The organism is Novipirellula sp., from assembly GCF_041583735.1.
GTDB lineage: Bacteria > Planctomycetota > Planctomycetia > Pirellulales > Pirellulaceae > Novipirellula.
In genome coordinates, this window is the sequence record NZ_JBFHFD010000176.1 from 1 (window position 1) to 14,139 (window position 14,139).

The window sequence follows — 14,139 nt, forward strand, 5'->3', positions numbered from 1 at the left end:
CGTTTTAGTGGAACCGTTCAGTCCACTCGCAAGGCGACCGTAAAAGGAAATGAACATTTAGTGGTGAAATTGGACACCGAGGACGGCAAAAAACTGACCGTTGATATGGGGGATCCCGCGAATGCCAAGAATCTCAACAAAGGCAGCAAGGTGACCGTCACCGGTGTGCCCGTCAAAATCGGCGATCGTGTGATTCTGATCGCGGATTCGAATCAAACCATGAAACAGAACAAATAATTGGATCTTGAATCTTTGACTTGCGACCGGCTTCGGTATGCCGATCGCACCTAACAAGCGTGCCCAGTTGGCAGGGATCCCGTGCCGGTATCGATTCCGGAAACCAGCGTGGATCGCAAGCGGACGGGGCACGTTTTTATTGGGACGGCAAACGTCGGCGGGCGGTGATACGAGTCCGTGGTTCCCGCCCCAAATCGAGTGGCATGTCGACCGAGACATACAATCCCGTATCCCTGCATCCCGTCTGGGTTTGCATCCGTACCGTGCCTCTGGGTTTCAATTGGTACTGGGTTTCCATCAGTACAGGTTTCCATCGGTACAGGTTTCCATCGATACAGTGCCATTCCCCTTCTTCGGAGATGAATTCAATGACGATCACCAGCGTTAATCCTGCGACCAGTGAAACACTGAAAACGTTCACACCGCTGACCAAAGACCAGACGCTTGCCGCCATCGGCACAGCCGACACAGCCTTTAAAAGTTGGCGGAAAACCTCGTTCGCACAACGAAAAAAGGGAATGTTGAAATTTGCCAACCACCTTCGTCAGCATGCGGACGAGTATTCGCGGTTAATCACGCTGGATATGGGGAAGCGGATTTCGGAGAGTCAGGGAGAAATTGAATACTGTGCGAACATCGCCGAGTTCTACGCTAACGGAGCCGAGTCCTTTCTGGCCGACCAGCCGATGGAAGTAGAAAATACCCGTGCCTATATCCAATACGCGCCGCTGGGGGTGTTGATGGGAGTGATGCCCTGGAATTTTCCGTTCTACCAAGTGGTTCGCTTCGCGACTCCCAATATCATGGCGGGCAATACCGTGATGGTGAAACACGCTAGCAACGTTCCGCAATGTGCGGAAGCAATCGCAGAGGCGTTTGCCGCGTGTGGGTTGCCTGAGGGAGTTTATACCAACTTGTTTATTCCGTCGGAATTCGTGGAGGTGATTGTTTCAGATCCGCGAGTGCAAGGAATCTCGCTTACCGGAAGCGAAAAAGCTGGGGCGGCGGTGGCTGCATTGGCGGGCAAGAATCTGAAGCGGTCGGTGTTAGAACTCGGTGGCAATGATCCATTCATCGTGCTCGAGGACGCCGATCTCGATAAGACAGTCGAGTTGGCGGTACAGGGCCGGATGGTGAACGCGGGGCAATCATGTGTCGCATCAAAACGCTTTATTGTGGTCGAGTCTGTCGCCGATGAATTTTTGTCGGCGTTCAAAGAAAAAATGGGTAACATGAAGATGGGAGACCCGCTGGACGAAGACACCACTCTCGCCCCGCTGTCCACCGAAGCAGCAGCGGTCCAGTTGCAACAGCAAGTGCAAGCATCCATTGACGCCGGAGCCACCGTGGTGCTCGGCGGAGATCGTCCAGACCGAGAAGGTGCCTTCTTTAATCCGACGATCTTGACCGGCATCACCCCCGATATGCCCACTTTCGATCAAGAGTTGTTTGGCCCCGTGGCTAGTGTTTACGTGGTCAAGAACGAAGAGGAAGCGATCGAGTTGGCGAATCATTCATCCTATGGTTTAGGAGGAAGTGTTTTCACGCAGGACATCGCTCGGGCCCGCCGCGTGGCCGAGCGAATCGAGACCGGGATGATGTTTGTCAATCAGCCGACCAAATCGCAAGCCGAGTTACCCTTTGGAGGAATCAAAAATTCAGGCTACGGCAGGGAGCTGTCACACTTGGGGATTCTCGAGTTTGTCAACAAAAAACTGATTCATCTGGGAAAAGAATAGCGTAACACGCTGACGATCGCGTCAACATCACTGCGTCGCCGCGTTGTATCGCCCGGCGCATTAAACCCAATCAAATGGTCACCCCAATCAAGAGGAACAAACGATGGCAACTGAAACAGAAAAAAAGATTGAAAGCCGCCAGATCCAACTCGTTTCACGTCCGACGGGAGTGCCCACGGTCGACAATTTTGAACAGGTCACTGTGGAATTGCCGCCGCTGGCGGATGGCGAGTTTTTAGTTAAAAACGAATGGATGTCGGTTGACCCCTATATGCGAGGGCGAATGAAGGAGGGCAAAAGTTATGTTCCCCCCTTCGAGATCGGAAAGCCGCTCGAGGGCGGATGCATTGGCAAGGTGGTCGAATCACGGCATGAATGTTTTTCCGCTGGCGACTACGTGCTGGGCAACAGCGGTTGGCGAGAATACTGGATTTCCAACGGCAAAAGCGTTTCCAAAGTCGATCCCGAGGTGGCACCGATTCAAAGCTATTTAGGAGTGCTGGGGATGACGGGGTTCACCGCTTGGGTCGGGCTGAAACGGATTGCTAATCTGCAGTCGGGGAACACCGTGTTTGTATCCGCCGCCTCCGGCGCCGTAGGCTCGGTGGCGTGTCAAATCGCAAAAGCGTATCACTGCCGCGTCATCGGCAGTGCAGGGTCTGAGGAAAAAATCCTCTGGCTTCGCGAGAAAGCGAATGTCGACGAGGTGATACATTACAAGCAGACCGACGATCTATCAGCAGCTTTGGGCTCGCTGGCCCCTGACGGCATCGATATCTACTTTGACAACGTCGGTGGCGAACATTTAGAAGCAGCAATCGAACACATGAATAATTTTGGATGCTGTGTCGAATGTGGCATGATCTCGACCTACAACGCCACAGAACCTCCGGCGGCGCCGCGCAATTTGTTCAAAGTCATTGCCAAGCGTATCCGCATGCAAGGGTTTATCGTTCGCGACCATTTTGCCGATCACGACGAATTCCTACGTGACATGTCGTCGTGGATTCGATCGGGACAAATCGATTGGGAAGAATCGGTCACCGAAGGACTCGATCATGCACCGGAAGCCTTCATCGGACTGTTCCAAGGCAGCAATTTAGGCAAGGCGCTGGTACGAATCGGATAAGCATCTCGTGGACAAATGTTTCTTCCGTAGCGAAACTCGCCAACCGTTTCGAAGTGGCGGCGAGAATGGACTGCCGGTGCACGTCACAAAATGACTTGCAGCATTGGGCAAAAACGCCGTGCATCTTCATTGACACTGGTGCTTGGCTCACTTCGCCTTGGGTGCACTAGCGATTCAGTTCGGGCAAAATCAGAAGTTCGTCCGCATGCCGGGCGATAAATGCCTCGATTGCGGCCGCTTGGCCGGTGATCGCATCGTCGGCCGCCTGCTGCACCCCCGCGTCAGCGCGGTGTTTGAAAAAATGGGGCACTTTGACCAGCACGTCCAATTCGACGGTCAAAACGACACGAGTGCCCTCAGGATCCGGTTTCGCGTCGAGCGTGGTTTGATAATGTTTCAGGCGACCGGCAGCCCGTTTCGAAACGGTGATCACATCGATGCGGTCGGGTTGAATATCGGCGTTCTGTTCCAACACCAATTCGTTCGCTTCGAGCGTCGGATCTTCCAACTGCACCGTCAATTCCTTGACTGCAGAAACCTCGGTCTTCGACACGCCGCGAATGGCGTTCAAGAGCGGACGGTCGTCTTGGGACGTGTCAACCATCACATCTTCGATCTGTTCGTTAATCAACCGCATGCCGGTATGCCCCACGATCGCGGCGGTGGCGTTCTTTCGCACCATAATTTGACGGAACTTGGCAAAATCGCAGTCAACGACGAAACTGCGTTGCTGTTGCCCCGTTGCGAGATGTTCGATCGAGCGTAACTGCCATGCGATCAACGCAGCTAGCACAAGCACAAGGGCTAGCACGGTGATGATCACCGTTCGACGCAAAGGATTAGAATGACTCAACGGAGGTTACTTTTAGGATTGGATACGGAATCCGAAACGCTTAGCGAGTTTCGGCAAGGTAAAATGCCACCAAATTCATCAACTTCACCCCATCGATCGGTTTGGGAAAGTAGTCGTCACAGCCCATCGCGATACAGGCTTCGCGTTCGCCTTCCATTGCATCGGCGGTCAGGGCGATGATCGGTGTTTTGAACCCAAGTTCACGAATTTCCGCGACCGCTTCCTGTCCGGTCATCACCGGCATCTGCATGTCCATCAGGATCAAATCAAAGGGGCGTTGTTCTTTCTGAGCACGTTGTGTTTCTTCGACCGCTTGCAATCCATCTTCGACAACCGTGACATCAGCACCGCATTTCTCAAGAAAATACTTGCCAATTCGCCAAATGTCACGGCGGTCGTCCGCCAATAACACCCGTGCACTGAATTTGGGAAATGAGCTGCGTTTGGTTTCCGTTTGTTCGCTCGCCGAATCCTCAGACGCAAGTGTTCGCAGGTTGAGGACTTGGTCGGGGGTCAGCGGCAATGTGAACGTGAAACAGCTTCCCACCCCAAGTTCGCTGTCGACGGTGATTTGGCCACCCATTCCCTCGGCCAAGCGTTTGCTGATGCTGAGTCCTAAGCCGGTGCCACCGTATCGCCGTCGCCGCGCTGCCCCGGTGTTACTAAACGGGGTAAATAGCTCGGCCAAATGGCTTTCGTGGATGCCGATTCCTGTATCGCGAACCGCGATCACAATCGTCGCGGGCGCCGTTTCCTCGTTCATGCTAATCTCGACACGAACGTCTCCTTCGTCAGTGAATTTGAGTGCGTTGCTGATCAAATTCACCAGCACTTGGCGAACCCGCACCGCGTCCGCCGTGATTTCGGCGGGGCAGTTGGGGCTCCAATCAAAGGTCAACGGGACACCTTCCTCCGATGCCCGGACTTGCATTAACTCTTGTACCTCGCCCAGCAGTTTACGGACACTCAATGTCTGCGGATGAATTTCCATCTTGCCCGATTCGATTTTGGACAGGTCAAGGATGTCGTTCAGTAGCGCCAACAGGTATTCCCCATTGCGTTTGATCGTGGTGACTTTTTCCAGCGACGGTTCGTCATCGAGTTCCTCGCTCAGCATGTCAGCGAACCCTAGCATGGCTGTCATGGGGGTCCGCAGTTCATGACTCATGTTTGCCATGAATGAACTCTTGGCTTCGCTTGCCGCTTTCGCTTCTTGATTGGCTAGTTGCAATGCTTCCTGAACTTTCATGCGGTCGGTGATGTCGTTTTGCACACCGACAAAGTTCACCAAACGGTCGCGTTCATCAAACACCGGTGTGATCTGTAGATCGTTCCAGAACGGCGTGCCGTCTTTGCGGTAATTTCGCAGCGTGACGTGACAGGATTGTCCGGCCGCAATCGCCGCTCGCAATTGTGCTCGGGTGTCGGGATCGCTGTCATCGCCTTGCAGAAAACGACAATTGATGCCCACGACCTCTTCGCGATCGTAGCCAGTTAAATGCAGAAAGCCGGGGTTTGCATAGGTGATCGGGTTGTCTTCGGCGGTGGCGTCGGTAATGACGATGCCGTTCTGTGTCGACTCGATTGCAAGATGTTGCAAACGCATCTCGAGTTCAGCGGCGCGTCGTTCGCTAATGTCACGAGCGTTGGCGCAGAGATAGCGTTGGTCTTCGATCTGCAAACTCGCCACGCTGATCTCCATCGGAATCAACGAGCCATCGCTAAGTTTCCAATCCGATTGGAATGGTTTTAAATGTTTGTTGCCGGCGTCGGCAAACAATTTTTTGTAATCACTTTCTTCCAGATCACACTGCACATCCATCAGCGTCATCTTTAGCAATTCGTTCCGCTCGCTGCGGAGCGTGTCGCACATCGATGGATTGACGTAGTGGAATTGACCCTGCGGGTCCGCCAAAAAGACGAGGTCGCTCGCCGTTTCGGTCATGAATTTAAATCGTTCCAATTGGGCTTCCGCAGCACTCAGCGACGTAATGTCGATCAACGTCAATACCACGCCCTGAACCTCGTTGTCCGACAGATAGGGGACCGCTCGCAACAGCAATGCGTTCCCCGCGGCGTCCGACAGCTTTGCTTCCAATTCTTGTTTGCTTTGCAGAACTTGATGCAGATCTTCAATCAAATGGTCGCGTTGCAATCGGTGCGAGAAATCTTCGATCGAACGGCCGATATCCTGTTCCTGGATACGAAGTATTTCTGCGATTTGCGGCGTGTACCGGCGAATGCAAAAATCGTGGTCCAAGAATACCACGCCAACACGAGTCGTCGCCAACAAGTTATCCATGTCCGCATTGGCTTCGGCCAATTCGACCACTCGGCGTTGATGTTCCGCGTTAACGGTGTACAGTTCTTCATTGACGCTGTGCAGTTCTTCGTTCGTGCTTTGCAGTTCCTCGTTCGACGCGACAAGTTCTTCGTTTGCCGCCTGCAGTTCCTCGTTAGATGTTTCCATCTCTTCGATCGTGGCTTGCAAATTCTGTTGCGACTGCTGGAGTTCCGATTCCAACACGGTGACCCGGTCGCCATGAGGATCGCTTGGCGAATCAACCACGTGCTCGGCGATACGGTTTTGCCACGTCGCCGTGAGCGGGGATGCTTCCTCGGTGAACGAGATTAAGAAGTTGTCAAAACCCGAGGGCTGGTCCCGAATGGGTTCGACTGCGATGACCAATTCGGTGGCGTTTTCTTCGGCTTGCAGCGGGGAAACTTTGAATTTAACCGTTTCCTGCTTTTTTGCGGTGTGGTGCAGCGCCGCGGATAACGACGATCGGATCCTGGGGACAATTGCATCGAGCACATGACTGCTCGGGCGGCCCGAACTGTACTGCAAGTACTTCTCGGCGCCTCCGAATACATGCAGGATTTGACCATTGTGTTCGATCAGGATGCTGCAACCCATCTTTTGATTCAGCAGGGCATCGTAGATGCCGAGCAATTTTGAATCGACACGATTACTTTGCCGCATCGTGGGCGCGAGCGAGATACTGGAAAACTTTTCGGTTCGTGGGGTCAATGGCAGATCGCTGCCGGGTGGCATGCGTAAATCACGGCGTTTGGAATAGATTCGCCAATGAGCGTTGAGCACATGGAATTCGTCGCTTAGGTCACCCGGCGACTCGCTTGGACCGAGAAACAAGGTGCCGCTGGACTTTAACGCAAAATGGAATAAGGACAGCGCTCTGGCCTGGGCAGGCGACTGCAAGTAGATCAATAGATTTCGGCAAGTCACCAAATCCATCTGAGTGAACGGCGCATCGCTGATCACATTGTGAGGAGCAAAAACGATCATCTGACGCAGCTGAGGGCTGACCTGATAGCGCTCATGATCGCGGCGGAAATACTGAACGCGGCGCTCCTCAGACATGTCCGCGAGTGCATCCGCAGAAAAAATCCCGCGTGCTGCGGTTTGTATCGAAGAGGGGTGGGCATCGGTTGCAAAAATTTTGATGTCGAACGCCCCATTACGTTTGCGGCGTTCTTCGTCCAATAGTATGGCGATCGAATAAGCCTCTTCACCCGAGGCGCAGCCTGCAACCCAGGCACGCACCGTTTTGGTGATTGAATTGGCATCAAAAATTTTGGGAATCACCTCCTTGGCAAGCGTCTCATACGCTTCGGGGTCACGAAAAAACTGGGTCACCCCGACCAACAGGTCACGATACAGGTCGCTCAATTCGTTCGGATGGTCCTCGATATAAGCCACGTAGTCTTCGAATTGACGAATCTGCAGCATGTCGAACCGGCGTTGTAAACGGCGACCGACCGTCGATGATTTGTATTGCGAAAAATCAATTCCAAATGCTTGATTGAGCAGTTGAAAGATCCGATCGATGCCCGCTAAGGATGACGTCGGAAGCTGGTCTTCGCTGAGATCATCGCGGGTGATGTCGCCTTGGACATACCGCACCAACGCCTTGGCCATCCCACTAGGCGGCAAGACAAGATTGACTAAGCCCGTTTCCTGCGCACTGATTGGCATCCCATCAAACTTGGCGGACGCCTGATCCTGGCTGATCACCAATCCGCCCGATTCGTGGATGTCGCGAATCCCCCGCGAACCATCGCTGCCGGTACCTGAAAGCACGACTGCAACCGCGTGCTGCTGTTGGTCCTTGGCCAATGAGCAAAAGAATTTGTCGATCGGGTGCGAAAAACTGCGTTCTGGATTTCGCTTGGTCAACCGCAATCGTCCGCCCGAAATTTCCATCTCCATTTTGGCAGGCAGCAGATAGATCGAATCGGGTTGGACCTGAACCCCATCTTCGACCTCAAGCACCGGAATTCCCGTCTTACGCGAGATTAATTCGCCCATGTGGCTTTTAAAGTCGGGCGAAAGATGCTGGATGACAACAAACGCCATCCCGCTATGAGCGGGCATTTCCTGAAAAAATGACTCCAAAGCTTCCAATCCGCCCGCTGAGGCACCAATCCCCACGACGTGACATTTTTTTGTTGGCACAGAATCGGGCTGCGGCGACAAACGAGATGAGATTTCTTCCATAACTTAAGAGCGGGCAGACCGAATCGAGGCAAAATGCAAACGTTTTTCTTCTACTATCTTTCGTCGCCAAGGGGCTTTCATTGCCAAAGGGCTTTCAGTGCCAAAGGGAACGAGCAAAGCAATTTTTATGCCAATGGGAACGCCCGCTGGCATTCCGCTGCAGTCTCGATCCGCGGCACGGTTGTCGGGCAATCGCGTGAAGCAACGACGACGAACCCCCGTATCGAGTGATCAACTTTGTGCCTGCTCGCGTTCCGCCAGACGTTGGAACAGCGACTGCAGCTTGGTGATGTCGACAGGTTTGATCATGTGCTCGTCGAAACCCGAGTTGTGGGCCTGTTCGCGGTCTGCGGACTGGCCATAGCCGGTCATCGCGACCAAGTAAATTTTCGCGGTCGCTTCCCGTTCACGCAGCTTGCGAGCGAGATCGTAACCGGTCATCCCCGGCATCGAAATGTCAGAGAAAATCACGTCCGGAACGGACTCGCTCAGTTTTTCCAGAGCACTGAGTCCATCTTCGGCCACTTCGACTTCGTGTCCGAGTTTGGTCAGCAAGCGAGCCATGATGGTCCGCAGTGCTTTCATGTCTTCGACAACAAGCACCTTGAAGGGTCTGGTGACCCCGAGCGGCTCGGTCGCGACATGTTTCATTGCCGTCTCGTCGGTGGGATCCGCAAGCGGGATGCGAACCGTAAACGTGCTTCCCATACCGATCCCTTCGCTATGCGCGGTCACGCTGCCGCCATGGATTTCGACCAACGTATTCACGAGCGTCAAACCGATTCCCAAGCCCGCGTTTCCTCGCCGTAGCGAGTCATCGACTTGCGCGAACATTTGAAAAATCTCTTCAATCCGGTCGGTCGCGATCCCGATGCCGTTGTCGTGCACGACGATCACGGCCGAACCGCGATCGCCTTCGTCCGCTTGGACCGACAACGATAGATCGATCGTGCAATCGCTGTCGCTGTAGCGAGATGAGTTGTTCAGCAAATTGCAAACGACTTGTGTCATGCGGGCCGGATCGGCTCGCACGAACACATCCTGTTCACACGATTCAAGTCGCAGATGTTGATCTTTTTCGTTGATGAAGGTGCTCGACGCTTCGACCGCAGCCCTGATCACTTCACTCAGGTTGACCACTTCTTTGTTGAGCTGGATTTTGCCACGTCCAATCCGCGATACGTCTAGTAGATCATCGATCAAACGAATCAATTGTTCGACTTGGCGTGCCATGGTTTGACGCAGTTCTTCGGTATCCGGTGGCAATTCGGACATCTCCATCAACTGGATCGCATTTTTGATCGGAGCGAGCGGGTTGCGAAGTTCGTGAGCCAGCGTGGCAAGAAACTCATTTTTGCGACGATCGGCTTCCGATAGCTTGGCGGCAAGTTCGGCGAGTTGATCCTGGTCACGTTTCCGCTCGGTCAAATCCCGCATCACCTTGCTGTAACCGACAATCTTGCCGTCGGCGTCTTTGACAGCGCTGCTGATTCCCGAGGCCCAAAATCGTTCCCCATCGGCCCGCATCATCCAGCGGTCATCGCTTGCACTGCCCAGCATGGCCGCCGTGGCAAACTCGGAATCCGGAATCCCCATCGCAATCGCTTCGGGGGTAAAGATCAATTCGCGAACGTCTTTGCCAAGAAAATCCGCCTCGTGAAAACCGAGCACTTTCAACACGCCGCGGTTCCATGTGGTGGCTCGGCACTCGGCGTCCATCGCAAAAATCGCATAGTCTTCGATCTGTTCCAGGAACGTACGCAAGTACTGGTTCATCTTGACATTTTCGGACTCCAACCGCCCCGCGCGATCGAGTGTTTCCTGCAACCGGTTGCGCTCGACCTTCAGTGCAATCGCGTATTTTTCGGCTCGATGTCGATTGTGCTGGACCAAATACAGCACGCCGACGACAAGGATCAACCCGGCGACGGTGGAGATCAGTCCCGTGGCCAGAGCCGTCCAATATGTGGTTGCTGCAACCTGTTCTCGGCGTGCAATCGAACTTTCTTCGTTACGCCGGAATTCGGCAATTTGATCGTGGATGCTATCCATCGTCCGTTTGCCAATATTGGTGGCGACCAAGGTCTGTGCGGACTCGAATCCGGCCTGCCGCCGTAACTCTAACGTCGTCGAAAGTTCGTCGAGTTTCTGGTCGATCAAGTCTTGCAAGGGAGCGATTTTGGCATGTCGGACGGGATCCGATTCGGTGGTCGTCGCCAACTCGTGGATCAAGCCATCGATTGCGGTGATCGCTTCGTAATAGGGTTCGAGATAAGGTTCTTGGCCGGTGATCAGAAAACCGCGTTGGCTGGTTTCCGCCGACTTTATCGTCGATTCAATGCGTTCAAGCAGGCCCAAAAGCTTGTGGGAATGCCCGACCAAATCGGTGTGCGCACGCAATCGACGCGTGTTATGAAAAGTGACGAACCCGGTGATCACCAACAAGGTGACAACTGCGGCCACGGCAAACGGTTCCGCCATCCTTTGCGGGCGGCGAATCGAATCAGGTTCCTTCACTGGGTTTCCATGCAAAATACTTCGAGCAGCGGTGGCGGCTCGAATAAGGTGCGGCATAAATTATTTCGACATTGAACCAACATAGCGGCTCACCATCTGCAACATCGTTGCTTTATGTATCGGTTTACTGAGATAATCATTGCAGCCCTGCTCGATACAACGGCTCATGTCTCCTTGCATCGCGTCGGCGGTCAGGGCGATAATGGGCGCTGAAAAACCCATCCTGCGAAGTTGCTCGGCCGTTTGGTAGCCATCGAGTTTTGGCATTTGCATATCCAACAGAATCAAGTCGTAGGATTGGTCCTTGCCAATCAAAGCTTGGACTTTCTTGATCGCAACCTCGCCGTCCTCGGCTTCATCCACCGTGGCTCCCGCTTTCGTTAACAACGATTTCGTCAGAAAGCGAATATCACGGCGATCGTCCACCACCAATACCGAGCAGTCAAGCGTGATCGAAGCGATAGGGGCCTCGTCCGGGTTAGGCTGGATCATCGCCATCGGCTTGATCATGTCAACACCCTGGATATCACCCGTCGCGATCGTCAACGAAAAGGTGCTGCCTTGACCTTCGGTGCTGTCCACGGTGATCGTCCCGCCCAGCATTTTTGCGAGTCGTTGGCTAATCGCCAATCCAAGTCCCGTTCCGCCAAAGTGTCGCGTGACGCTCGAGTCGCCCTGCGTGAATGGCTTGAATAATCGTGCCTTCTGTTCAGGCTTCATCCCGATCCCGGTGTCGATGATATCGATTCTTAATCGCCGGTCTTCGGGTTGGTGGCGGATTCGCAAACGCACTTCGCCGCTGGGGGTGAACTTGATCGCGTTACCAACCAGATTGATCAGGATTTGCTTGAGCCGCTTCGGATCCGAAACGACTTCGGAGGGGATTTTTCCTTCATAGTCGACGTCAAGATTCAAGCCTCCCTCGCTGGCTCGCACCTCCATAATCGAGCGGACGTCTTCGATCAACCGATTCGGCGCAAAGCGTTCCGGAGCGATATCCAGCTTGCCAGCTTCAATTTTTGACAAATCCAAGATGTCATTGATGATGTCCAGCAAAAAATCTCCGTTTCGACGGATCGTACGAACGTGTTCGAGCGCCTCGGGGTGTTGAATCTGTTCTGCGATCAGATCAGTGTAGCCTAGAATTGCCGTCATCGGGGTGCGAATTTCATGGCTCATGTTCGCCAAGAATTCACTCTTCGAATCACTGGCGGCTTCGGCTTGAGCTCGAGCTTCTTGTAGCGAGTCCTGCAATTCACGCTGCTCGGTGATGTCCCAAATCAGACCGAGGATCCGTTTCGGTTCGCCCTTGTCCGTTAGCACTTGTTCGCCCACCCCAGCGATCCAGCGCACGGACCCATCCGCGCGGAGAATGCGGAATTCTTCATCGAAATTCGCGTTGCCGTTGACCGTTTGACGCCACGCGTGGATCATCCGTGTCAGATCATCGCGATGAACGATTTGCATCAGCGTGCTGGCGTTGCGTCGGCAGTTAGGTGAAAGCCCCAGCAGGTCGTACATCGAATCTTCCCAAAACACCCCTTCTTCGCTCCATTCCCAGACCGCCATTCCTCCGGCACGCAGTGCCATCGTCAGCCGTTCTTTGCCCTCGGCAAGTGCCAGTTCGGTTTGTTTCCGTTCGGTGACGTCACGCGTAATGCTCGTCACCAGTTTGGCGATGCCCGCTTTGTTACGCGAGATGAGCCCTAGATTTTCAACCCAACTCGTTTTGCCGTTGTCCTCGCGGACGATCCGGCAATCAAACCGGTAAGTTGATTCGTTGCCACGCACGGTCGATCGCAAGTGATGAGCGGCTTCCTCGCGATCATCCGGATGAATGATCTGCAGGATGTCGTCAAAGACGATGTCTTTGCTCGGTTCGCTCTTCCCGAAAATCGATTGCAGTTCTTCGGACCATTTCATTTTGTCGGTGATTGGATTCCATTCCCACGTGCCCAAACGCCCCGCTTGCAGCGACAATTTTAAATGTTGTTCACGTTTTCGCAGCTCTTCTTGTCCGCGTCTGACTTCGGTCACATCGCTGCCATTGGCAACAACAAACACTACCTCGCCGTTCTGGTCGCGCGCGGGGGTGAAAATGAAGTCGGTGATACGTTCGGTCCCATCGGGTAACCAAAACGGCAAGTCCTCGCGATAGACTTCGCCCGCCGCCGCCAAAGTCAAGCCATCGCGGAGTTTCCGTTTCACCTCTTCGTTGTTTCTCCACCAAGGGCAATCCCAGAACAGTCGATCGATGGTTTCTTCACGCGTTGCACCGAGTTGTTTCAGAGCAATCTCGTTGATGTCGGTCGTGGTTCCGTCGAGTTCAATAATGCCGGTATAGTAATAACCGTTGTCAAATAACACCTGCAGTTTGCTCTCGGCACGTTCGTAGTCCGCGAGCAAGGCGATCAGTTTGGCTTGTTTGTCTGCCAATTGTTCCGCGTTTTGCCGGACCAGATCCTCGGCGGCCTTGCGGTCCTTGATGTCCACTCCCGACGGAATGACATAGGTGATCTTGCCGTCCGCATCCCGGATCGGAGCTAACATGAAATCGATCGTCGTTCGATCATCTTTGCCAATACGAATGACGACGTCGTGGCGAATGGTTTCTCCGTTGATCGCGCGGGCGAACTCTTGTTGTAGTTGATCGGCAATGTCGTTGTCGTAGTTCCACCAATGACACTCCCAAAACGGTTTGCCGATCACATCGTCGCGTTGCAGTTGGCCCGCACGCAGCGCGGTCTGGTTGGCTTCGAGCAAGTTGCCTTCGTGATCCAAGACGCCGATGAACGCAACCGTGTTGTCGATGACTCGCCGCAGATGATTTTCCCGGTCCGCTAACTCTGTTTCGGCTCGCGCACGCTCGATGCGAACACAGACACGATTGGCGATATCTTGAAGCAAATCCAATTCGTCGCGACGCCACTGATAAGGATGTGATTTTAATGCCGAAACGACAAAGCGAATACGCTGTTTGGTGACGTAAGCCGAATTGCAAAACGCACCAATTTGGAATTTTCGAAAATGACTCGCGATGTTGGGGTCTTGGTCGCGGTGCTGTGTATCGCCCAGGTAAAATTGTTGCCCGGCAAGTAGACTTTGTCGCTCCGCCGGAGAATGAAAATTCGTGACCAAGTGCTTC

The 14,139-nt window shown here is 53.7% G+C and carries 7 protein-coding genes and 1 pseudogene; 3 read left to right on the forward strand and 5 right to left on the reverse strand.

The window, feature by feature from the left end; genetic code table 11:
• Window positions 1-237, forward strand: a pseudogene (locus tag ABX962_RS14870) (hypothetical protein); the annotation flags it as partial.
• Between the two features lie 136 nt (window positions 238-373).
• Here the strand turns inward: ABX962_RS14870 and ABX962_RS14875 are convergent.
• Window positions 374-616: a hypothetical protein gene (locus ABX962_RS14875; protein ID WP_372720711.1), complete on the reverse strand. Its 243-nt coding sequence runs from the start codon at window positions 614-616 to the stop codon at window positions 374-376.
• On the opposite strand from ABX962_RS14875, the gene ABX962_RS14880 reads away from it, so the two are divergent.
• Complete coding sequence (locus ABX962_RS14880) at window positions 606-1,976, forward strand: NAD-dependent succinate-semialdehyde dehydrogenase (RefSeq protein WP_372720713.1); 1,371 nt, start codon at window positions 606-608, stop codon at window positions 1,974-1,976. The genes ABX962_RS14875 and ABX962_RS14880 overlap by 11 nt on opposite strands.
• A 103-nt stretch (window positions 1,977-2,079) precedes the next feature.
• The gene (locus ABX962_RS14885) at window positions 2,080-3,105 is read left to right on the forward strand and encodes an NADP-dependent oxidoreductase (protein WP_372720715.1); all 1,026 of its coding nucleotides are present in this window, start codon (window positions 2,080-2,082) and stop codon (window positions 3,103-3,105) included.
• Between the two features lie 166 nt (window positions 3,106-3,271).
• On the opposite strand, the gene ABX962_RS14890 is transcribed toward ABX962_RS14885, so the two are convergent.
• The 4 genes from ABX962_RS14890 to ABX962_RS14905 all read right to left on the reverse strand — a co-directional run.
• Complete coding sequence (locus ABX962_RS14890) at window positions 3,272-3,958, reverse strand: hypothetical protein (protein WP_372720717.1); 687 nt, start codon at window positions 3,956-3,958, stop codon at window positions 3,272-3,274.
• Window positions 3,959-3,998: 40 nt separating this feature from the next.
• A complete protein-coding gene (locus ABX962_RS14895) occupies window positions 3,999-8,435 on the reverse strand; it encodes a chemotaxis protein CheB (protein WP_372720718.1) in 4,437 nt (1,478 codons plus the stop codon).
• 273 nt (window positions 8,436-8,708) lie between these two features.
• Window positions 8,709-11,051, reverse strand: a complete 2,343-nt coding sequence (locus tag ABX962_RS14900; RefSeq protein ID WP_372720720.1) for a CHASE3 domain-containing protein — start codon at window positions 11,049-11,051, stop codon at window positions 8,709-8,711.
• Between the two features lie 3 nt (window positions 11,052-11,054).
• On the reverse strand, window positions 11,055-14,139 hold a 3,085-nt coding region (locus ABX962_RS14905), incomplete at its 5' end, for a PAS domain S-box protein (protein WP_372720722.1).

Coding starts and splice junctions, on each gene's coding strand:
- ABX962_RS14880 (WP_372720713.1), top strand. CDS start 606: ATGACGATCACCAGCGTTAATCCTGCGACCAGTGAAACACTGAAAACG.
- ABX962_RS14885 (WP_372720715.1), top strand. CDS start 2,080: ATGGCAACTGAAACAGAAAAAAAGATTGAAAGCCGCCAGATCCAACTC.
- ABX962_RS14900 (WP_372720720.1), bottom strand. CDS start 11,051: ATGCCGCACCTTATTCGAGCCGCCACCGCTGCTCGAAGTATTTTGCAT.